We start from the raw sequence: 21,392 nt of genomic DNA, 5'->3' as shown, positions 1-21,392 counted from the left end.
GGTGTTCGCAATGTGGGCGCTCATTGTTTCGCCAATTCCTCTTGTTATCACGCTATATCTCGCTCTGATAGTCGCTGCGCTTTACCTAAAAGGTGGTTTCTTTCCTGCACCACTGAAGGGAAAACTGACCGTCAAACCCGGTAATATTCTCGAAGTAAATAATCAGTCGAACTCAATTCGTCACGCGCAGTTGGCCTATTCTTGGTTGGCAATTTTAATTACCTATTCGGATGGAAAGCGTTATTGCTTATGGCGAGATAGCCTCTGCGAAGCTGACTATCGTCGAGTGGTGTCGGAACTAAAAAGGGAGCAGTGATGCTCCCTTTATGTTCATTTACTCGGGTTTAAGATTTATGTGGACTTAAAATAGTCGGCCCACTGTCTTCAGCGAGTTCAGGGTAGTCCAAGGTGTAGTGCAGCCCCCGGCTTTCTTTACGTTGCATCGCGCAGCGAACCATTAACTCTGCAACTTGCAATAGGTTACGAAGCTCGAGAAGGTTATTCGATACCTTGAAGTTACTGTAGTACTCATGGGTTTCTTGTTGCAACAGCTGGATGCGTCGTAATGCGCGTTCTAGTCGCTTATCTGTGCGAACGATGCCCATGTAATCCCACATAAACAAACGCAGTTCGTGCCAGTTATGTTGGATTACGACTTCTTCATCAGAACAGCTGACTTGGCTTTCATCCCACGCCGGTAGTGTAGGTGGAAGCTCAGCATTGGCAATTTTCTTGATGATGTCATTGGAAGCAGACCAAGCATAAACCACACACTCTAACAGGGAGTTTGACGCCATTCGGTTAGCACCGTGTAAGCCGGTGTAGCTCACTTCACCAATCGCATACAGCTGAGAAAGGTCTGTTTTACCTTGCTGATTGACGATAACGCCACCACAAGTGTAGTGCGCTGCAGGTACGACAGGAATCGCTTCTTTGGTCATATCAATGCCAAGGTCTTGCAAGCGCATGTGGATGGTCGGAAAATGCTTTTCGATAAAATCAGCGGGCTTGTGGCTGATATCTAAGTACATACAATCAGCACCCAGTCTTTTCATCTCAAAGTCTATCGCTCGAGCAACCACATCACGCGGGGCAAGCTCGCCACGATCATCAAAATCGGGCATAAAGCGTGTGCCATCAGGGCGTTTCAAATATGCGCCTTCACCGCGAAGTGCTTCTGTCAGCAGGAAGTTTCTCGCTTCAGGGTGGAACAAACAGGTTGGGTGGAATTGGTTAAACTCCAAGTTGGCGACGCGACAGCCTGCACGCCAAGCCATTGCAATACCATCTCCAGATGAGACATCTGGATTAGATGTGTATTGATATACCTTGGAAGCACCACCAGTGGCTAGGACGACAAACTTAGCACGTACTGTTTCGACATGTTCGTCGTTGCGGTTCCAAATGTAAGCCCCGACAACTTTGTTTTTATCACCACCAACTTTATCTTCAGTGATCAGATCTAATGCGTTATGACGCTCTAAAACCGTGATATTTGGGTGGTTGTGCACGTTGTCTTGCAAAGAAGTTTGCATTGCCATGCCAGTTGCATCGGCAGCATGAAGAATTCGCCTGTGGCTATGACCACCTTCGCGTGTTAAATGGTAACGCGGAGATTCATCGCTATCATCATCTTCACGGTCGAAAGGAACGCCGCCATCAATCAACCACTGTACGCAGTCTTTTGCGTTTTCGGCGATAAATTTCACGGTGTCTTCTTCGCAGATCCCTGCACCGGCGATTTGCGTATCTTGCACATGAGATTCGATGCTGTCCGACTCATCGAATACGGCGGCAATACCACCTTGTGCGTAATAGGTTGCACCTTCACTACGTGGGCCCTTACTCAGCACGATAACTTTGCCATGCTCAGCGACACGTAAAGCCAGCGACAAACCCGCTGCGCCACTGCCCACCACTAACACATCACATTGATGTTCACGGTTTGCGTTCATAAAAGTATTAAAATCCCGAACTATATTAGAGTCGTCCAACTCTCTATTAACTACGCCAAATAGCGTTTACTGCTGGTATATTACCACTACTGCTGATGCAATACTTTGTAAATACCATTGCTTTTCACCGCTTTCATCCCCAGTATTTGAGCAATCAATTAGTGACGATTACATCACACTGCCCAAAATAAAGAGTAATTTATTTGAGAAAGGGTGGAACTTTCTTACATTCACTGAGTCACAATAGTGCTCATGTAAGCGGTGGTGTCAATACTACATTTTGCATAATTAATGCTCATATCTGTGAGGATAAGAGTAAATAACAATAGGAGTACACGCTCGAATGAACGAGCAGCTGACCGATCAAGTATTGATTGAGCGAGTTCAGAGTGGAGATAAGCAAGCTTTTAACCTATTGGTTTTACGATACCAAAATAAAGTGTGCAACCTTATCTCTCGGTATGTGAGCAATTCTGGAGATGTAGCCGATGTAGCCCAAGAGGCTTTCATAAAGGCGTATAGGGCGATCCCTACTTTTCGTGGTGAGAGCGCCTTCTATACTTGGTTATATCGAATTGCCGTAAATACCGCTAAGAATCACATCGTTGCACAGAGCAGAAGGCCACCTGCAAGCGATGTTGATGCTGAAGAAGCTGAATATTACGAAACGGGAAGTGCGTTAAAAGAAATATCGAACCCTGAGAACTTAACGTTGTCGAAAGAACTGAAACAAGTTGTTTTCAGTGCGATAGAAGCACTTCCTGAAGATTTAAAAACCGCGATGACCTTGCGAGAGCTTGACGGCTTAAGCTATGAGGAAATTGCTGAAGTAATGGATTGCCCCGTAGGAACGGTGCGTTCGCGTATCTTCCGAGCTCGTGAGGCGGTGGAAAAGAAAATCAAACCTCTTTTGCAACGCTAGAACCAGTAATTACTATGGTGAAAATAATGGCTGACAAAGAAAAACTTTCAGCACTCATGGATGGAGAAACGATCGATAAAGTTCTAATTTCAGAATTGGAGCACGATCAAGAAAGCCTACAAACGTGGAAAAATTACCATTTGATTGGTGATGTGATGCGTGGCGATGCCCCGGAAAAGCCGGAGTGGAATATTGCTGAAAGTGTTGCATTGGCGCTCGAAGATGAACCAGCGCATAGTGCGTTGAATCAAAGTAGTGTTGCGGAAGTTGCAACACCACATATCGAGTCGCAACCAACACCTGCTCAAGCGAAGCGTCAGCTTCCTGCTTGGTTAGCGCAATTTGGTCAAGTTGCTGTGGCTGCTTGTGTATCTTTAGCGGTTATTCTTGGTGTTCAGCAATACGGTGGAAGCGATTCCGCTCAGCCAGCTGCCGACCAACTGCCTGTGTTAGAAACCATTCCGTTTTCGGGTAGTGCAGAGCCTGTGAGCTTAACAAGAGAGTCGGTTGAAAAATCTAACAATAACGTTAATGTGCAAGAACAAAGACGCCGAGTGAATGCTCTGCTGCAAGACTACGAATTACAGCTTCGCCTAAATAGCGAAGGTGAAAAAGCGGATTTCGATCATATAGAACCGGTAGTTGAATGAAAAAATTTCTGATCAGTGCTCTGACGCTGTTCAGCTTGAATACAACCAATGCCTTTGCAGAGCAAACGCCTGCAGAGGCTTTGTTGCTTCAAATGAACGAAGCGAGTCAGCATTTAAATTACGAGCTCTCCTATATCCTTATCAAAAAGAACAGCATTGAACCGCTGTTGTATCGTCACGCTCGTCAAGACTCCCAACAATTAGCCCATCTTGTGTACCTTAGCGGCCCAGTAAGAGAAGTGATAAGGCGTGGTTCTGAAATTAGCTATATTGAACCGGGTACCGACCCATTTACGATTGAATCAGGGCAGATGGTTGCTCCAACGATCCCTTTGCTAAATAGCGATGTAGGTGAGCTGAGCGAATTCTACGACTTTATTCAAGTGGGTCGCGCGCGCGAAGCTGGTGCTGCATGTCAGGTATTGAGAGTTGTGCCAAAAGATGGCTTAAGGTACTCGTACGTATTATGGGTCGATGAAAAGACTAAACTGCCATTGCGCGCAGATTTGGTTGACCGAGATGGCGAGGTGCTAGAACAGTACCGTACCATTTCTTATTCTATCAATGATCAAATTGCGAATATCTTAGACGGTCTTAATGAAGTACAGTTGCCAGAGGTACTGTCTTTGCCAAAAGGTAATGTCAAACAAACTGACTGGAGTGTTGGTTGGATCCCGAACGGTTTTGAAGCGAAAGATCTAAATCGTTACCGTATGGCCAATACCGATCGTATGGTAGAGAGCCAAGTGTATAGTGATGGCTTATTCAGTTTCTCTGTATATGTGTCCGACAGCGATAACAATTCATTGCGCGGTCAGTTGGTAAGACAGGGCAGACGCACTTTGCATAGCTTTGTGCAAGGTGATGCCGAAGTTTCTGTGATTGGCGATATTCCGCCAGCAACTGCAAAGCGTATTGCGCAGTCAGTGACTTTCCAACCTCAGCCTCAATCTGAGACCTCAACCCAATGATGACAGCATTGGCGACAGTGGCTTCCGTAGAGCATGATTCGAAAGGGTATCGTGTAGAGCTTAGCTGCGAACAGCAAACGAGTTGTAGTAGTTGCTCGTCGCAAAAAAGCTGTGGTACAGGCATTGTATCAAAGGCAGTAGGGAATAAGGCTCTATCTTGGCAGCTCACCACCCAGAAAGGGGTGTCCAAAGGTGAAGTTGTCGAGATTGGCTTTCCTGAAAAGAGCTTGATTCAATCCGCTGCTGTTGTATATATCGTTCCATTATTGATGATGATGTTTGGTGCCCTGATTGGTCAGTGGTTGCTGGCCCCCGTGTTTTCAATGGGGGAAGGAATCGTCATTTTATCATCGGTTTTGTTCGCTTGGGGTGGGTTTACCATAGCTAAGCGTTTAGCAACAAAACTTGAGCAAGCCTCTAAGCAGCAAGTCATTTTACTTCGTGTTCTAGGAAAGCCACTCACCTAGCCAGCAAATAATGGTGCGAACCGCCTAGAAATTGGGTAGAATCTGCCAACTTGATTGAAATGCCGTCAAAAGACGGCTTTCTTATTTATCCTTATAGCAACGAGTTAATTCACACCAAATCATGAAGCACATTCGTAATTTTTCGATTATCGCCCACATCGACCATGGTAAGTCGACCCTATCTGACCGTCTAATCCAAGTTTGTGGTGGATTGAGCGACCGTGAAATGGCTGCGCAGGTTCTTGATTCTATGGACCTTGAGCGTGAGCGCGGTATCACCATCAAATCTCAGAGTGTGACACTGAACTACACTGCCAAAGATGGTGAAACGTATCAGCTTAACTTCATCGATACTCCAGGACACGTAGACTTCGCGTACGAAGTATCACGCTCTCTCGCTGCCTGTGAAGGCGCATTGTTGGTTGTTGATGCTGGACAAGGTGTTGAAGCGCAAACTCTTGCGAACTGTTATACCGCGATCGAAATGGATCTAGAGGTAGTGCCAATTTTGAACAAAATTGACTTACCAGCAGCAGATCCAGAGCGCGTAGCAGAAGAGATCGAAGAAATCGTAGGTATTGATGCGATGGAAGCGACTCGTTGTAGTGCGAAAACAGGTATTGGCGTCGACGATGTTCTAGAAAACATTGTTTCTGCTATTCCTGCGCCCGAAGGCGATCCTGAAGCGCCGCTACAAGCACTGATTATTGACTCATGGTTTGATAACTACCTTGGTGTTGTTTCTTTAGTTCGTATCAAAAACGGTGAGCTGAAGAAGAATGACAAGATCAAAGTTATGAGCACTGGCCAAGTGTGGGGTGTTGATCGCCTAGGTATCTTCACACCGAAACAAGTAGATACTGATGTTCTACGTACTGGCGAAGTAGGCTGGGTTGTGTGTGGTATCAAGGACATTCTTGGCGCACCTGTAGGTGATACGCTAACACTATCCAAGAACGGTTGTGAAACAGCACTACCAGGCTTTAAGAAGGTTAAGCCTCAGGTGTACGCAGGTTTATTCCCGGTATCTTCTGACGATTACGAAAACTTCCGTGATGCGTTAGGTAAACTGAGCTTGAACGATGCGTCTCTGTTCTATGAGCCAGAAAACTCAGCAGCGCTTGGCTTTGGTTTCCGTTGTGGTTTCCTTGGCATGTTGCACATGGAAATCATTCAAGAGCGTCTAGAGCGTGAATACGATCTTGACCTGATCACAACGGCACCAACAGTAGTTTATGAAGTTGAAGAAACTAACGGTAATTTACTATACGTAGATAGCCCTGCTAAGCTCCCAGCGGTTAATGATATTGAAGAAATTCGTGAGCCGATTGCACGTTGTAATATTCTGGTTCCTTCAGAGTATTTAGGTAACGTAATTACCCTTTGTGTCGAGAAGCGTGGCGTTCAGGTAGATATGGTTTACCACGGTAACCAAGTTGCTGTGACGTACGATATCCCGATGGCTGAAGTGGTATTGGATTTCTTTGACCGTCTGAAGTCAACCTCACGTGGCTATGCATCGCTAGACTACAACTTCCAGCGCTTTGAAGCGTCAAACATGGTTCGTGTTGATGTTCTACTTAACGGTGATACCGTTGATGCACTTGCGATGATCACCCATAAAGACCAGTCGCAAACTCGTGGTCGTCAACTTGTTGAGAAAATGAAGGAATTCATCCCTCGCCAAATGTTCGATATTGCTATTCAGGCAGCGATCGGTAACCACATCATTGCACGTTCAACGGTTAAACAGCTACGTAAGAACGTAATTGCGAAGTGTTACGGTGGTGACGTGAGTCGTAAGAAAAAGCTACTGAAGAAGCAGAAAGAAGGTAAAAAACGTATGAAGCAGATCGGTAACGTTGAGCTGCCACAAGAAGCGTTCCTCGCAATTCTTCACGTAGGCAAAGATTAGAGTTGAACTTAATTCGACTTGAGTCTGTCATAAGACGTTAGATATTCAATAAGTGAAAGGGTTTCGGCTCTTTCACTTTCGTATTTTTTAGATAAGGGAATTCAATGGCGAATACATTTTCACTTATTCTGGTTCTTGTAACGCTTGTGACCGGTGTTGTTTGGGCGCTAGAGAAATTCGTTTGGAGTAAGAAGCGTCTGCAGAAAGTTGCTGAAGTGGAAGCTCAAACTAATGGTTTAGATGCTGCGTTAGTGGAAAAAGTAAAAGCGCAACCGTGGTGGATTGAGAACAGTGTGTCCATCTTCCCTGTGATTGCATTCGTGTTGGTACTGCGTTCTTTTATCTATGAACCGTTTCAGATCCCTTCTGGCTCAATGATGCCAACCCTGCTGGTGGGAGACTTCATCCTAGTTGAGAAGTATGCCTACGGGATTAAAGACCCTGTTTGGCGTTCTGAGCTGATTGAAACGGGTAAACCTGAGCGTGGTGATATTGCGGTATTTAAATACCCACCTCAACCAAACATTGACTACATTAAACGTGTTGTTGGTTTGCCTGGTGATACGGTTCGCTACAGCAGCAAAAAAGAAATCTGCATTCAGCCAAAAGGTGAAAGCAGTTGTACTCAAGTTAAGTTGTCTAATGTTGAAGAAAGCCCATTTATCCAAAATGGTATTCCTTTGATTCAACTTGACGAAAAACTGGGTGAGGTTGGACACCAAATCCTAGTAAACCCACTTCGTGGTGATCGTGTTGAAGCGTATCAGCCTCGTAGCGGCGTTAATGAGTGGGTTGTTCCTGAAGGGCAGTACTTTGTAATGGGTGATAACCGTGACAACAGTGCAGATAGCCGTTACTGGGGTTTTGTACCGGAGGCTAACCTTGTGGGTAAAGCCGTCGGTATCTGGATTAGCTTTGAGTTTGAACGCGGCGCTGACAGCGTTCTACCATCGTGGATCCCAACTGGTGTGCGTTTCAACCGCATTGGTGGTATTAACTAATTCTCTTCCTTGTTGGCGTTGCAGTATTGATGAGTTAAATCAGCGCTGCAATGCCAGTTGCGTATCGAGAATTAAACATAAATTAATGAGAGAGCATGAATTCTCCAATTGAAAAGTTAGAAAGAAAAATTGGCTACCAGTTTAATAGTGCTGAGCTAATTAACCTGGCACTGACTCACCGTAGTGCGAATGGTAAACACAATGAACGTCTTGAGTTTCTGGGCGATTCAATTTTAAGTTTTGTTATTGCTGATGACCTGTATCACCGTTTCCCTAAGGTGAATGAGGGAGACATGAGCCGCATGCGTGCAACCTTGGTTCGTGGTAATACATTGGCAGAACTAGGTCGTGAATTCGAGCTAGGAGATTACTTAAAATTAGGTCCAGGTGAGTTAAAAAGTGGTGGTTTCCGCCGCGACTCAATTTTGGCTGATGCAGTAGAAGCGATAATTGGCGCTATTTACTTAGACAGTGATATTGAGAAAGTCCGCTCGATTGTATTGAGTTGGTATCAAACTCGCCTTGAAGAGATCAAGCCAGGTGTCTCGCAAAAAGACCCGAAAACACGTTTACAAGAGTTCCTGCAAGGTAGAAGAAAACCGCTACCTGTCTATACAGTGACTAATATTAAAGGTGAAGCACACAACCAAGAGTTCACGGTTGCGTGTGAAGTCGCAGGAATAGGACAGCCTGTAATCGGTAAAGGTACAAGCCGCCGCAAGGCAGAGCAAGCGGCTGCTGAAACTGCTCTGGAGCAGTTAGTCAATCAGAGTAATAGCTAAATGTCTGATAACGAATTTGATATCGACGCGTACTTTGCGTCGAGTGGTGAAGAAACTTCACCAGAAAACCAACACTGTGGCTTTGTGGCTATTGTTGGTCGTCCAAATGTGGGTAAATCGACACTACTGAATAAGATTTTAGGTCAGAAGATCTCGATTACATCGCGTAAGCCTCAAACGACACGTCACCGTATAATGGGTGTGGACACGGAAGGTGATTACCAAGCGATTTTCGTTGATACCCCAGGGCTTCACATTGAGGAGAAGCGTGCCATCAACCGTTTGATGAACCGTGCGGCAAACTCTTCTTTAAGTGATGTAAACCTAGTGTTCTTCCTTGTAGATGGTACTCACTGGACTAAAGACGACGAAATGGTGCTAACTAAGCTGCAGAAGTCGAACTTCCCTGTGGTTTTGTGTGTCAACAAAGTAGACAACGTTCAAGACCGCAATGACGTGATGCTGCACATGCAGGAAATGTCCACTAAGATGGACTTCGTTGATGTTGTGCCTATCTCTGCTAAACATGGTAAGAACATTGATGTATTGCGTAAGCACGTACGTGAACACTTACCGAAAGCGACTCACCACTTTCCAGAAGAGTATGTGACTGATCGCTCACAGCGTTTTATGGCATCAGAAATTTTGCGTGAAAAGCTCATGCGTTTTACTGGTGATGAGTTACCGTATTCAGTTACGGTGGAGATCGAGCGTTTCGATTACAACCCTGATACTGATGGCTTCCACATCAATGGCCTGATTCTGGTTGAGCGTAGCGGACAGAAGAAAATGGTAATTGGTAAAGGCGGAGAGAAGATCAAAACGATTGGTCGTGAAGCCCGCTTAGACATGGAAGAGCTATTTGGACGTAAGGTTTACCTAGAAACTTGGGTGAAAGTGAAATCGGGTTGGGCGGATGACGAACGTGCATTACGCTCACTAGGCTACATCGACGATTTATAATCGCGTAGCTAGTTAGCCTTTATCCACTTAATTGGGTATAAATTGTTTTTCTACTGTAAAAGAGAGAGTATAAACTCTCTCTTTTTGTATCTGTAAGGGTATCCGTGAGCGATGGTCCAAGAGACGGTTTGCAGCGCTGCTTTGTGCTGCACCGACGTCCATACAGCGAATCTAGTTTAATCCTCGACGTATTTAGCGAGGAGTATGGTCGTATTACTCTGATGTCTAAGGGGGCGCGCAGTAAGCGTTCGAACCTTAAAGGTGCTTTACAGCCATTTACACCATTGTTGTTGAAATGGTCTGGAAACGGCTCAATGAAGACATTACGCCAAGCAGAACCTATTAGCCTTGGCTTGCCGCTTACTGGTATCAACCTTTACTCGGCAATGTACATCAATGAGTTGGTAGGGCGCGTATTAATGGCGGAAGTCGCGATGCCAGCATTGTTTCATGACTATTTGCATGCACTGACTGAACTGGCCCAAGCAGACAATCCAGAGCCTGCTCTGAGGCGTTTTGAGTTAGCGTTACTTTCTGCCATGGGCTATGGAGTGGATTTTTTGCATTGTGCTGGAACGGGTGAACCCGTTGACCCAGACATGACCTATCGCTACAGAGAGCAAAAAGGTTTTATCGCATCGGTACGCAGAGACAACTTAACTTTCCTTGGTAATGAGCTGATTGCTATCAGTGAGCGTCGCTTTGTGACCAAGGAACAACTAAAAGCGGCAAAACGCTTTACACGTATAGCATTAAAGCCGTATCTTGGCGGCAAACCATTAAAAAGCAGGGAACTGTTTCTTCCAAAAGCAGGCCTTCCCGGAGCACGGAGTATTGGAAAATGAGCTCAATCTACTTAGGTGTTAACATCGATCATATTGCGACTTTACGTAACGCTCGCGGGACAAAATATCCAGACCCTGTTCACGCAGCAGAAATCGCTGAGCGTGCAGGCGCGGATGGTATTACGATTCACCTACGTGAAGACCGTCGTCACATTGTTGATCGCGATGTTCGAGTCCTACGTGAAACTCTTCAGACACGTATGAATCTTGAAATGGCCGTGACTGATGAGATGGTAGATATTGCTCTGCAAACCAAACCTGAGTTTGTTTGTTTAGTGCCAGAAAAGCGTGAAGAACTGACGACTGAAGGCGGCTTAGATGTGGCCGGTCAACTTGAAAAAGTGAAAGCGGCAACCGAGAAACTGACTGAAGCAGGTATCAAGGTTTCACTGTTTATTGATGCTGACCGACAACAGATTGATGCAGCAAAAGCGTGTGGTGCTCCTTATATTGAGCTTCATACGGGTCACTATGCAGATGCGACCACGGAAGAAGATCAACAAGACGAACTGAAGAAAATTGCAGCGGGTGCTAGCTATGCCGCAGACTTAGGTATTACGGTTAATGCTGGCCATGGATTGACTTACCACAATGTGGCTCCAATTGCGGCACTGCCTGAAATCTATGAGCTAAATATTGGTCACTCGATCATGGGGCGCGCGATGTTTGACGGTTTGCAAAAAGCGGTAGCAGACATGAAAGCGATCATGGATGCAGCGCGTAAGTAAGGGGTAGCAGGACAAAGCAATGGCAGTGGTAGGTTTAGGTACAGACATCGCTGAGATAGAGCGGATTGAAAAAGCGCTAGCGCGTACGGGAGAAGCATTCGCTCGTCGCATTCTTACCGAGTCTGAAATGGAAACCTTCACTGGCCTTAAACAACAAGGCCGCTTTTTGGCAAAGCGATTCGCAGCTAAAGAAGCGGCTTCTAAAGCGCTTGGAACGGGCATTGCCCACGGTGTTTCTTTCCAAGACTTTACGATTGCCAATGACCAAAATGGCAAACCGATATTATCCTTATCAAACAAAGCACTAGATATTGCTCAAGGCATGAAAGTGCAAAATATCCATTTAACCATTTCTGATGAGCGCCATTATGCAGTGGCGACTGTGCTACTTGAGTCCTAATATTTGTCTTATAAACATTGTTTGAGTAGGCAAATTCAAGCGTTATCGCAATAACAATAAAGGCTTAATCGATACAACAGTGAATTATTCGCCTGGTCTTCTTCCTTTATGGGAGTTAACCGTATGTGTAATCGCTATGTTGTCCTTTGGGCTATTAGCATTGTTGTTCTCTTTTCTATCACGCCTAATTCATGGGCAAGTGATGTGCATTTGTCTGGGTTTGGTACGCTCGCTTACAGCTATGAAGATGAAGAGGGTATCGGATTTAGGCGCGATCTCGCCCAACCTTATGACACCACGACGAATGGTTCATGGCTAACGGACTCTCGCTTTGGCCTGCAACTAGACTACTCAATGAACCCTAACTGGCGATTTACCTTGCAAGGTGTCGCTAAGAAGCGAGTGAGCGACGATTGGCTTGATGTCATTGAAATTGGTTTTGTGGGTTACCAGCCTAGCGAACGCTGGGATATACGCTTAGGCCGCCTACCTCCCGATGCCTTTTGGGCAACAGAAACTCGCAATATCGACTTTGGCCACAATTGGGTTCGTCCACCAATTGAAATCTATTCATGGTTGCCTTTCCAATCGGTAGATGGTGTCGACGCGGTCTATTTCTTCTATACCGAAGAGATCGATTGGTATATCAGCTCTCAATTAGGCTACTTCCATACGTCTGTAGAATCCCCAGCTGGTGAGTTGGTTGATACCTCTGGTACAGAGTTGGTGTCGCTTTCACTTAAAGCCTTATGGGGAGAATGGCGTGCACGAGGCTCGATACTCTACTCACCCGGTGTTAGCTCTGAAGTTTCATTTTCTACCCAGCAGTTAGTGAATCAGTTAGGTGGCGTATCCATGATGGGGTTAGGTACGATTAGCCTAGAAGCCCAAGCACTATCTCGAGCATTAGTTGTTGAAGATGAAGCCGTGATGTATACCCAATTAGGACTTGAGTACTTCGATGGCACATGGATGGTTGCCAGCGAGTTAGTATCGATTCACTCTGACTCCGATCAAGTCATTTTGCCATCGGGCTTAGGTGGGTATGTTACGCTAAGTTATTACGTTGACGGATGGTCACCGTACATTATCGCATCGGTTTTTTCTCCTGATCTCGATCCACAAACCGCGGCTGTGGATTGGAGCTCGATTTCACCTCAACTTGGCTATCTTCAGCAACAAGTGATTAATGGTGTGAACCTCAGCCGAATAGAGCAACAGACATGGTCGCTAGGTTTACGATGGGATGTCGCCAAGAATATTGCTTTGAAAGCCCAAATCGATCTGGTCGAGATAGCACCGAATGGCTATGGCCTTTGGGCAAATGAACTTGAGTTGAACTCAGCCGAGACTCAACTTGAACTCTATACCCTTTCACTTAACTTTGTATTCTGAGGAGGGGGTATGCGGCTACTATTATTACTATGCATTGCAGCTTTCTCTTCCATTGTTAGAGCGGAAATCTATGTCGTGGTTAGCCAGAACAGTCAAATAGACAGTATTTCAAAAAGTGAGCTTGCGGCGCTGTATTTAGGGCGCAAGCGAACGATAGACCAAGATACGCGTATCTATCCATTGGATAGAGAAGGCGAGATACGTTCTCAGTTCTTTGAATCGATCACCAATATGAGTGTTAATCAGGTCAATGCCTATTGGGCGAAGCTGCGGTTTTCAGGGCGAGTGCAACCACTTGATAGTTTTAACGATAATACTGAGCTCGAACAGCACCTCATTTCTAACCCCGCCAGTATTGGGTATACCTTGCAAAAACCCAGTGACAAGCATTTGAAAGTGGTGATGGTGATCAATGAATAGGGTCACTCGCTCGCTTACCAATCAACTGCTTAGTATTGTTGCGCTAAGTGCCGTGAGTTACATGGCAATAGCAGTGGTGATCATCACCAGCTTTGGCTTAGCCAATCGAGGTAAGCAATTAGATGAGTTCAAAAGCCGCTTGGCGCTGACGGTATCTGGCTCAGCCTCAATTGCGTTGTTTGCGGATAATCAACAGATAGCGGATGAAGTGCTGGATGCTTTATTGCTTCATGAGGAAATAGAACAAGCGCGTATTGTGAGTTCAAGTGGAGCAACCTTTTCTAAATCGAAGTTGGCAGGGCCAGTTGGCGAATTGCCCTTTAGCTTTGCGCTGCAATCTCCGGTTGATGGTAAACATATTGGCTACATTCAATTGAAGGAAAACGAGGAGTATATTCGGCAGCAGACTTTCGATGAGATACTCTATCAAATCAGTTTTTTGCTATTTCAGTGGGTCGTTGTGTTCGTCGTAATCGTGTGGGTTGTGCAGCGCGTAATTGGTCAACCACTCACGGAGTTAGCACGAGAACTATTGTTGGTGAAACCCGGTAGTTCGAAAAAAATTCAATTGAAGAGAAAAAACCGCAGTAATGAAATCGGTCTTGTAACGCGTAGTATTAATCAGTTTGTGGAATCGACCGACAGTGCGATTCAAAGGGAAAAATCACTGCGATTGAAAGTCGAAGAGATGGAGCAACATTATCGGCATATTGCCCAGTTCGATAACTTAACTCAGCTAAAAAACAGACTAGGCTGTGAGGTAGCAATTGCGCAGATTGAGTCGCCTTACCTTGCATTGCTCATCATCGACTTAGACGGTTTTAAATCGGTAAATGATCGCTTTGGCCATGCAGCTGGGGATACAGTTTTAGTCAAAATTGCCAAGCGTTTTCAGATGGTCGCGAGGGGAGGTGGGATAGTTGGCCGTATGGGGGGAGACGAATTCATCGTGGTACTTCCCTTAGATTTCCCTGATGAAAAACAAGCGGAGCAGGTAGCTTCGGCGCTGATTCGCGCCTCTTGCAAAAAGATAGTGCTGAATGGGAGCAGTGACGTTCATATTGGATCCAGCATTGGGATCAGTTTTGCTTCTATTGAGGAATACTCGTTAGAGAAGTTGATGCTCGAAGCGGATCATGCGATGTACCATGTTAAAGAAAGTGGCAAGAATGCCTATTGCTTCTACAGCACACTTACCACACTCTCTTCCAACATATAAATGCTAGTTTGATTAGCTCTGCTCTAAATAGAGGTACGCGGTTGCTGCGACTTTCTCCATTTCGTCCTGCAACTCGAAAAGCTCTGGCTCTATATCCTCAATTTGCGCACCTGAACGCAGTGCTTTTTCAAGTTCAGCACAGACTTTCTTTAGTCGTGGAACTCCGCTGTATGAGCAGCTACCATGCAGCTTGTGAATATGATGGATGAGCTGTTCTGAGTCGAAGTTATCACTTTCAACTGCTTGATCTACAATGCCATTCACCTCTGGGATGTACTCCAGCAGCATGGTTAGCATATCTTTGGCTAGGTCATCTTTGTTCGCTGCTTGCTTTAAGGCCGCTTGCCAATCAATGATCATTTCATGGTGAGTTGGCTCGGTGTTTGGGCTTAAGGTTTCAGGCTCAAGTTGTTGAGGGATTTCCAGCTTTTCAACTTCATTCTCATTGGTGTATGGATTCCAGTGCACCAGTACCTGCTGAAGAACGTGCTCTTCGATCGGTTTGGTCAGATAGTCATCCATACCGGCTGCAAGTAGCCTGTCCCTTTCACCCGTCATTGCATGTGCAGTCACGGCAATCACAGGAGTGTGTTTATTCAGATCGGTCTGCTTAATCTTGCCACACGCTGTTACGCCATCCATTTTCGGCATTTGGATATCCATCAGCACGATGTCGAACTTCTGCTGCATGGCTTTCTCAACAGCGTCATGACCATTAGTACAGGCGACAACGGTGTCGACGCGCTCTTGCAATAGAGCGGTGATCAGCTTCAAGTTAGCTGGGTTATCATCCACTGCCATCACTTTAAGTGGCAGCGACTCACTTTGAGGGGTATCGATAGCCGGTAATAGCGGAATCGGTTGATTAGCAATTAACAGTTGCAGCAGCTTCTTACGTGATAGAGGCTTGGTGATACATTGCACTTGATGGTTTTGTATTAATTGGTCAGATAGGGCTAACTCGGTACTTGGTGTACCCACAATCACATGTGGTGCGATAGATTGTGCACGTTCGACCCAGTTAGAAATCGTTGCGTAGTCGATGTCTTTGTTCGGTGCGAGGTTGAGTAGAACGTAATCGTATTGTTCGCCTTCATCTGGCATTGAAGAACGATAGGTGACCACTAAGCCTTCTTGTACCAGCATCTGCTGTGTAACCGAGGCCGCTTGCATGTTTGGCTCAATGAGCAGTAGCTGACGCTGCTCAAGGACTTGTGATTCAATCAAGTCGCTTACTGGCATATCCGTCGCATGCAAACGTAGCGTAAACCAGAAGGTTGAGCCTTGGTGTAGGCGACTGGTTAAACTGATTTCCCCACCCATTTGGCTGACCAGTTTCTGGGTGATAACTAGCCCTAACCCAGTACCGCCATAGCGGCGAGAGATACTTGCATCGGCTTGGCTGAAGGCTTGGAATAGCTGCGCTTGCTGACGCTCAGAAATACCGATACCAGTATCTCGGACCATAAACTGCAGCTCGACCACATCGTCTTTTTGCGAGCGTAATTCAACACTGATATCGATGTTGCCGCGCTCCGTAAATTTAATCGAGTTACCAACCAGGTTGGTAAGCACTTGCTGGATCCTGAGTGGATCACCCACTAGGCCTGTCGGGATCTTAGAATCAACCTTAAGGGTGAGCTCTAATCCTTTCTCATGGGCGCTGGTGGCTTGCAGGCTGACTACTTCTTCAAGACTTTCTTGGAACTCAAATGGGATGTTTTCCAGAGCTAGTTTACCCGCTTCTAGTTTCGAGAAATCTAGAATGTCGTTAATGATGTTCAAGAGATTGTTGGCCGATTTCTCAATGGTTTGTAAGTAATCGGTTTGGCTATTGGTTAATTGAGTTTTCAGCATTTGGCGGGTAAAGCCAATGACCCCATTTAGTGGCGTTCTCAACTCATGGGACATATTTGCTAAGAACTCAGATTTAACTCGTGCTGCTTCTTGAGCGCGTTTTTTCGCGATATCTAATTCAACGTTTTGGATCTCTAGCTGTTCTAGAGTTTCACGTAGATCTGAAGTGGCCTGATCGATACTGTGTTGCATTTCACTGTGGTACGCCGATAGCGATTCAGCCATAGCGTTGATGCCCTTTTTCAGTGAGTCGAGTTCGCCATGCATCTTGCCTTCGATACGCACATCGAGGTGGCCGCGACGAATACGTTCGATCATGTTTTTCATGTGCTCGATCGGGCGAGTCACATCGTGCATCAAGCGAAACGCAAATACCCCAGACAGCCCAAGGCCAATTAAGAGCACCAGAACCGCTAAGAAGATTTCTTGGTATTGCTGTAAGCGCAGCGACGACAGATCAAGCTCAACAGAGATGTAACCAAATGCTTGATTAGGGTCGGTTGAGCTATTTGGCGTCGCGACCAAATGAGTCTCTGGTAAAATAGGGGTGCGTAAGATTAGCGTGTTTTCTTTCAGTTCAGACGACCCAAGTAATGGAATTGGCTGATCTTTGGGAAAGGTGAGCGTTTCAAAGTTTGGGTGAAAGTTTGATGTTACGAATAAGTCATGGTTTGAATCAAATACCGCAATACTGCGAACAAATTTAGAGTTCTTACGGTGAGCGTAGCTTATCAAGCGACGAACAGATTCTCGGCTCTGGGTTTTCATCCCGTCTTCACTCGCAATAGCAAGCGGTTCGATGATGCTAAGGCCGGAATTGATTACTTGGCGCTCAAGGTCGTGATAGCGATTGAAAGAAAAGAAAGCGCTGAGCAACAAGCCAATGATTAGGGTTGGCGCTAAAGTAAGAGTAATAACACGCGCACGTAAGCCATATCTGGTCATTATTATCTAAACATCGTGGGTTGGATATGGGAAAATAACTCGCTAAGCGAATTACAGAGTTAATCAATTAGCTTAATCAAGTCGACACAATTCGACAATATTCCCAGTGCTAAATAGTGATACTGGGACCAATTATAATATTGAAAACACTTTAGGCACTAAGAGCATGGCACGTTTCTTCCAACCAAAAAAGAAAACGCAACTAAACACTAAGCATCAGTCGGTTTCGATTGAACGACTGGATCACCACGGTGCTGGTATTGCTTACTTAAACAAGAAACCTTTGTTTATTGATGGTGTATTACCGGGTGAGCAAGTGCTAACTCAGTTGACTGAAAGTAAGAGTAAATATTCTCGCGGCAAGCTGATTAAGATTTTGCAGCCGAGTGAAGAGCGAATTGAGCCGTTTTGTCCGCATTACCATCAATGCGGAGGATGTGATTTACAACACCTAGCGTATTCCGCTCAGGTGGCTCATAAACAGCAAACATTAACCCAGCTGGTAAAAAAAATTGGTGGAACCGACATTGAGCTAGAATCTACGATTGCCGGCGGCGAACAAGGTTATAGACGCCGAGCTCGTATTAGTCTGCAGGTGGAAAAAGGCTCTCGCCAGTTCAAGTTTGGTTTCCGTAAGAAGCAGAGCAAGCAAATTGTTGATGTCACTGATTGCCCAGTGTTGCACCCTCAACTCAATCAGCTACTCCCAGAACTTGATGCCATGCTGCGCGGCTTTTCAAATCAAGACGGCTTTGGCCATATCGAATTGGTGCAAGCGGATAATGGCCCGTGCATAGTGTTCCGCCACACACGAAAATTGACTGAGCAGGAACATAACACTGTTGCTGAGCTAGCAAAGGCTCATGGTGCGATCTTGTATCTTATGCCTGAAAGTGACCAGCTAAACCGAGTGGTTGGGGAGCAACCTAATTACCAAGAAGTTGGCGTGACGATTCCATTTGAACCGAATAACTTTATTCAGGTGAACCAGAATGTGAATCAGCAAATGGTGCAACAAGCTTTGGATTGGCTGTCGCCTCAGCAAGATGAGCGCGTTTTAGACCTTTTCTGTGGGCTAGGTAACTTTAGTTTGCCTTTGGCCAAGCGAGCGCATGCGGTGGTCGGAGTTGAAGGCGTGCCTGAAATGGTAGAACGTGCGTCTTCTAATGCTAGCCTGAACGGTCTAAGCAATGCGACGTTCTACCATGCTAACCTTGAGCAAGAGTTTGAAGGCCAAGCTTGGGCGGACGAAAAATTCGACAAAGTGTTGCTCGATCCTGCGAGAGCTGGTGCAAGTGGGATCGTAGATCAACTTTCCGCACTCGGTGCGCAAAGCGTTGTTTATGTTTCGTGTAATCCTGCTACCCTTGCAAGGGACAGCCTGAGCCTACTAAAACAAGGCTACAAGCTAACTAAATTGGGTATGTTGGATATGTTCCCACATACCAGTCACTTAGAGTCAATGGCTCTGTTTGAAAAATAGAAGAATGTGGTCAGACGGACCTGCTTCGAACTCGAACTAACGCGGAATCAGTTAGTCGATATAGACAAAATATAATAACTAGGATGTAAAGATGGTTGCGGTAAGAAGCGCACATTTAAACCCAAACGAGCAGTTTAATTTAGATAACTGGGTGGCTAGCCTAGGACAAGATAAGAACACTTCTAAACGCTTGAAAGAGGTCTATCGCCACTGTGAAACGATAGTCTCTGATAACGAGCAAGCCGAACTATTGCTTTGGCGTGGCCGCGAAATGAATGAAATTTTGGTCACTCTTTCTATGGATACGGCAACACTGGTTGCAGCACAATTATTCCCGTTGGTATCCAGCGGCGCATTTGACCGAGAATCTTTAGAAGAAAGTTACGGCAAAGAAACCATCAAACTGATCGATGGTGTGGAAGAAATGGCGGCAATTGGCCAGTTGAACGTTACCCTTGAAGGAAGTGCTGCTTCTGGTCAAGTTGATAATGTGCGCCGCATGCTATTGGCCATGGTCGATGACTTCCGTTGCGTGGTAATTAAGCTTGCAGAACGAATTGCTAATCTGCTGGAAGTGAAAAAAGCACCCGATGAAGTAAGACGCGCAGCGGCAAAAGAATGTGCCAATATTTATGCGCCATTAGCCAACCGTTTAGGTATTGGTCAGCTTAAATGGGAAATTGAAGATTACGCTTTCCGCTACCAGCAGCCAGATACCTATAAGCAAATTGCCAAGCAGTTATCTGAACGTCGTATTGTACGTGAGCAATACATTACCGACTTCGTTGACGACTTAACTTCCGAAATGAAATCGTCAAATATCAACGCTGAGGTGAGCGGGCGCCCGAAACACATCTACAGTATTTGGCGCAAAATGCAGAAGAAGAGCTTAGCGTTCGACGAATTGTTTGATGTACGAGCAGTGCGTATTATCGCCGACAAACTTCAAGACTGTTATGCGGCATTAGGTGTGGTTCACACCAAGTATAAACACCTTCCAAGTGAATTTGACGATTACGTTGCTAACCCTAAGCCGAATGGTTATCAATCGATTCATACCGTCGTACTTGGGCCTGAAGGAAAAACCATCGAGATCCAGATTCGTACTAAAGATATGCACGAAGACTCGGAGCTCGGGGTGGCGGCACACTGGAAATATAAAGAAGGTGGCAGCGCTGGGCGCAGTGGATACGATGAGAAAATTACTTGGCTACGTAAGCTGCTTGACTGGCAAGAAGAAATGTCAGACTCCGGCGAAATGCTTGATGAGCTGCGTAGTCAGGTATTCGATGACCGCGTGTATGCCTTTACTCCGCGTGGTGATGTCGTTGATCTACCAATGGGCGCAACTCCGCTAGATTTCGCTTACCACATTCACTCGGAAGTTGGTCACCGCTGTATCGGCGCTAAAGTGGCTGGACGAATCGTTCCATTCACCCACAAACTGGCAATGGGCGATCAAGTTGAAATCATCACCCAAAAAGAACCGAATCCATCACGTGACTGGTTAAACCCATCACTAGGCTTTGTTCATTCAGGCCGAGCTCGCGCTAAGATTAATGCATGGTTCCGTAAGCAAAGCCGAGAGAAAAACGTCGAAGCTGGGCGCGAGATCCTAGAAGTTGAATTAGCCAAGATTGGTGCAACGCTCAAACATGCCGACGAATACGCTCTTAAGCGTTTCAATGTTAATACGCCAGATGAATTGTATGCAGGCGTGGGTAGCGGTGATTTGCGTATCAACCAGATCGTTAATCACATTAACGCTTTGGTGAACAAGCCAACAGCGGAAGAAGAAGATCAGCAAGCCTTAGAACGCCTACAAGAGTCGGAAAACAAAGCACCAGCTCAAAGCCGACCTAAGAAAGATGCCGTGGTCGTGGAAGGCGTCGATAATTTGATGACCCACCTAGCGCGATGCTGTCAGCCAATTCCGGGAGATGAAATCAAAGGCTACATAACCCAAGGACGTGGCATTTCGGTGCACCGTGGCGATTGTGAACAGCTAGAAGAGCTAAGTCATCATGCGCCAGAGCGTATCATTGATACGGTTTGGGGAAGTGGTTTTGTGGGCTCTTACATCTTAACAGTACGTGTTGAGGCAATGGAACGAGGTGGTTTACTAAAAGACATCACCACGCTATTTGCCAACGAAAAAATCAAAGTAACCAGCATGAAGAGCCGCACCGATTATAAGCGTCAGCTCTCTGTGATGGATTTTGATTTAGAAGTGACCAACATCGAGGTGTTGTCGCGCGTTTCAAAACGTGTTGAGCAAATTAAGGATGTGATGAGCGTTAAGCGCCTCGGCTAAAATTCTCGTCATACTTGAAGTTGTTAGCGTTGTTGCCTGCGCTCACTCGCTCCATCACATAGGCAAGCTATGCTCAGGAGTCTCGCTCGCTTGCCGCCTAGCTACAACTTCAATTATTTAGAGAATTGACCAATATATTACAAAGGTGAGTGGTTTTGGC

General features: G+C 45.8%; 19 protein-coding genes. 17 read left to right on the top strand and 2 right to left on the bottom strand.

All coding sequences use genetic code 11. The features are described from left to right. Positions 1 to 10: 10 nt before the first annotated feature. Positions 11 to 316, top strand: coding sequence for a hypothetical protein (locus ACXABW_RS12855; RefSeq protein ID WP_457523023.1), 306 nt, complete (start codon positions 11 to 13; stop codon positions 314 to 316). 28 nt (positions 317 to 344) lie between these two features. Here the strand turns inward: ACXABW_RS12855 and nadB are convergent, their stop codons facing one another. After that, positions 345 to 1,955, bottom strand: coding sequence for an L-aspartate oxidase (gene nadB / locus ACXABW_RS12850; protein WP_252028269.1), 1,611 nt, complete (start codon positions 1,953 to 1,955; stop codon positions 345 to 347). A gap of 343 nt (positions 1,956 to 2,298) precedes the next feature. On the opposite strand from nadB, the gene rpoE reads away from it, so the two are divergent. From rpoE to ACXABW_RS12780, 14 genes are all read left to right on the top strand, one after another. After that, complete coding sequence (gene rpoE / locus ACXABW_RS12845; protein ID WP_252028267.1) at positions 2,299 to 2,877, top strand: RNA polymerase sigma factor RpoE; 579 nt, start codon at positions 2,299 to 2,301, stop codon at positions 2,875 to 2,877. 14 nt (positions 2,878 to 2,891) lie between these two features. After that, entirely contained in the window at positions 2,892 to 3,527 is a 636-nt protein-coding gene (locus ACXABW_RS12840; RefSeq protein WP_252028266.1) for an RseA family anti-sigma factor, read from the top strand. Next, positions 3,524 to 4,498: a sigma-E factor regulatory protein RseB gene (gene rseB / locus ACXABW_RS12835; protein ID WP_457523021.1), complete on the top strand. Its 975-nt coding sequence runs from the start codon at positions 3,524 to 3,526 to the stop codon at positions 4,496 to 4,498. The genes ACXABW_RS12840 and rseB overlap by 4 nt, the downstream gene beginning before the upstream one ends. Then, on the top strand, positions 4,495 to 4,965 hold the full coding sequence (locus ACXABW_RS12830; protein WP_252028262.1) for a SoxR reducing system RseC family protein: 471 nt from the start codon (positions 4,495 to 4,497) through the stop codon (positions 4,963 to 4,965). Before rseB ends, ACXABW_RS12830 begins: the two co-directional genes overlap by 4 nt. 121 nt (positions 4,966 to 5,086) lie before the next feature. Continuing rightward, positions 5,087 to 6,880, top strand: a complete 1,794-nt coding sequence (lepA, locus tag ACXABW_RS12825) for a translation elongation factor 4 (protein ID WP_252028260.1) — start codon at positions 5,087 to 5,089, stop codon at positions 6,878 to 6,880. A 104-nt stretch (positions 6,881 to 6,984) separates the two neighbouring features. After that, on the top strand, positions 6,985 to 7,881 hold the full coding sequence (gene lepB, locus ACXABW_RS12820; protein ID WP_457523020.1) for a signal peptidase I: 897 nt from the start codon (positions 6,985 to 6,987) through the stop codon (positions 7,879 to 7,881). A gap of 95 nt (positions 7,882 to 7,976) precedes the next feature. Next, positions 7,977 to 8,663 (top strand): ribonuclease III, encoded by a 687-nt coding sequence (rnc, locus tag ACXABW_RS12815; protein WP_252028256.1) that lies wholly within the window; start codon positions 7,977 to 7,979, stop codon positions 8,661 to 8,663. Beyond that, entirely contained in the window at positions 8,664 to 9,626 is a 963-nt protein-coding gene (gene era / locus ACXABW_RS12810) for a GTPase Era (RefSeq protein ID WP_252028254.1), read from the top strand. Positions 9,627 to 9,730: 104 nt separating this feature from the next. Next, positions 9,731 to 10,471, top strand: a complete 741-nt coding sequence (recO, locus tag ACXABW_RS12805) for a DNA repair protein RecO (RefSeq protein WP_252028253.1) — start codon at positions 9,731 to 9,733, stop codon at positions 10,469 to 10,471. Next, on the top strand, positions 10,468 to 11,199 hold the full coding sequence (pdxJ, locus tag ACXABW_RS12800; protein ID WP_252028251.1) for a pyridoxine 5'-phosphate synthase: 732 nt from the start codon (positions 10,468 to 10,470) through the stop codon (positions 11,197 to 11,199). Before recO ends, pdxJ begins: the two co-directional genes overlap by 4 nt. Before the next feature lie 19 nt (positions 11,200 to 11,218). Next, positions 11,219 to 11,599: a holo-ACP synthase gene (gene acpS, locus ACXABW_RS12795; protein ID WP_252028250.1), complete on the top strand. Its 381-nt coding sequence runs from the start codon at positions 11,219 to 11,221 to the stop codon at positions 11,597 to 11,599. Positions 11,600 to 11,722: 123 nt separating this feature from the next. Further along, positions 11,723 to 12,994, top strand: coding sequence for a hypothetical protein (locus tag ACXABW_RS12790; protein ID WP_457523019.1), 1,272 nt, complete (start codon positions 11,723 to 11,725; stop codon positions 12,992 to 12,994). A 9-nt stretch (positions 12,995 to 13,003) separates the two neighbouring features. Then, positions 13,004 to 13,414 carry a hypothetical protein gene (locus ACXABW_RS12785; protein ID WP_457523018.1) on the top strand — a complete coding sequence of 137 codons (411 nt, stop codon included), beginning with the start codon at positions 13,004 to 13,006 and terminating at the stop codon, positions 13,412 to 13,414. Next, complete coding sequence (locus ACXABW_RS12780; RefSeq protein WP_457523016.1) at positions 13,407 to 14,633, top strand: diguanylate cyclase; 1,227 nt, start codon at positions 13,407 to 13,409, stop codon at positions 14,631 to 14,633. The genes ACXABW_RS12785 and ACXABW_RS12780 overlap by 8 nt, the downstream gene beginning before the upstream one ends. A gap of 12 nt (positions 14,634 to 14,645) precedes the next feature. Here ACXABW_RS12780 and barA read toward each other — a convergent pair whose 3' ends face one another. Next, complete coding sequence (barA, locus tag ACXABW_RS12775) at positions 14,646 to 17,435, bottom strand: two-component sensor histidine kinase BarA (RefSeq protein WP_457523015.1); 2,790 nt, start codon at positions 17,433 to 17,435, stop codon at positions 14,646 to 14,648. Between the two features lie 166 nt (positions 17,436 to 17,601). Here barA and rlmD point away from each other — a divergent pair, with 166 nt between their 5' ends. After that, positions 17,602 to 18,918 carry a 23S rRNA (uracil(1939)-C(5))-methyltransferase RlmD gene (gene rlmD, locus ACXABW_RS12770; protein WP_457523014.1) on the top strand — a complete coding sequence of 439 codons (1,317 nt, stop codon included), beginning with the start codon at positions 17,602 to 17,604 and terminating at the stop codon, positions 18,916 to 18,918. 91 nt (positions 18,919 to 19,009) lie between these two features. Further along, a complete protein-coding gene (gene relA / locus ACXABW_RS12765; protein ID WP_252028239.1) occupies positions 19,010 to 21,232 on the top strand; it encodes a GTP diphosphokinase in 2,223 nt (740 codons plus the stop codon). Positions 21,233 to 21,392: the final 160 nt, after the last annotated feature.

The sequence above is a fragment of the Vibrio paucivorans genome (assembly GCF_054053395.1).
The sequence above is the reverse complement of the archived record's forward strand: the minus strand, read 5'-3'. Positions and strand labels throughout refer to the sequence as shown.

Bases quoted from the DNA above. Each gene is read 5' to 3' on its own strand.
- ACXABW_RS12855 (WP_457523023.1), top strand. From the start codon at position 11: ATGTGGGCGCTCATTGTTTCGCCAATTCCTCTTGTTATCACGCTATAT.
- nadB (WP_252028269.1), bottom strand. From the start codon at position 1,955: ATGAACGCAAACCGTGAACATCAATGTGATGTGTTAGTGGTGGGCAGT.
- rpoE (WP_252028267.1), top strand. From the start codon at position 2,299: ATGAACGAGCAGCTGACCGATCAAGTATTGATTGAGCGAGTTCAGAGT.
- ACXABW_RS12840 (WP_252028266.1), top strand. From the start codon at position 2,892: ATGGTGAAAATAATGGCTGACAAAGAAAAACTTTCAGCACTCATGGAT.
- rseB (WP_457523021.1), top strand. From the start codon at position 3,524: ATGAAAAAATTTCTGATCAGTGCTCTGACGCTGTTCAGCTTGAATACA.
- ACXABW_RS12830 (WP_252028262.1), top strand. From the start codon at position 4,495: ATGATGACAGCATTGGCGACAGTGGCTTCCGTAGAGCATGATTCGAAA.
- lepA (WP_252028260.1), top strand. From the start codon at position 5,087: ATGAAGCACATTCGTAATTTTTCGATTATCGCCCACATCGACCATGGT.
- lepB (WP_457523020.1), top strand. From the start codon at position 6,985: ATGGCGAATACATTTTCACTTATTCTGGTTCTTGTAACGCTTGTGACC.
- rnc (WP_252028256.1), top strand. From the start codon at position 7,977: ATGAATTCTCCAATTGAAAAGTTAGAAAGAAAAATTGGCTACCAGTTT.
- era (WP_252028254.1), top strand. From the start codon at position 8,664: ATGTCTGATAACGAATTTGATATCGACGCGTACTTTGCGTCGAGTGGT.
- pdxJ (WP_252028251.1), top strand. From the start codon at position 10,468: ATGAGCTCAATCTACTTAGGTGTTAACATCGATCATATTGCGACTTTA.
- acpS (WP_252028250.1), top strand. From the start codon at position 11,219: ATGGCAGTGGTAGGTTTAGGTACAGACATCGCTGAGATAGAGCGGATT.
- ACXABW_RS12790 (WP_457523019.1), top strand. From the start codon at position 11,723: ATGTGTAATCGCTATGTTGTCCTTTGGGCTATTAGCATTGTTGTTCTC.
- ACXABW_RS12785 (WP_457523018.1), top strand. From the start codon at position 13,004: ATGCGGCTACTATTATTACTATGCATTGCAGCTTTCTCTTCCATTGTT.
- ACXABW_RS12780 (WP_457523016.1), top strand. From the start codon at position 13,407: ATGAATAGGGTCACTCGCTCGCTTACCAATCAACTGCTTAGTATTGTT.
- barA (WP_457523015.1), bottom strand. From the start codon at position 17,435: ATGACCAGATATGGCTTACGTGCGCGTGTTATTACTCTTACTTTAGCG.
- rlmD (WP_457523014.1), top strand. From the start codon at position 17,602: ATGGCACGTTTCTTCCAACCAAAAAAGAAAACGCAACTAAACACTAAG.
- relA (WP_252028239.1), top strand. From the start codon at position 19,010: ATGGTTGCGGTAAGAAGCGCACATTTAAACCCAAACGAGCAGTTTAAT.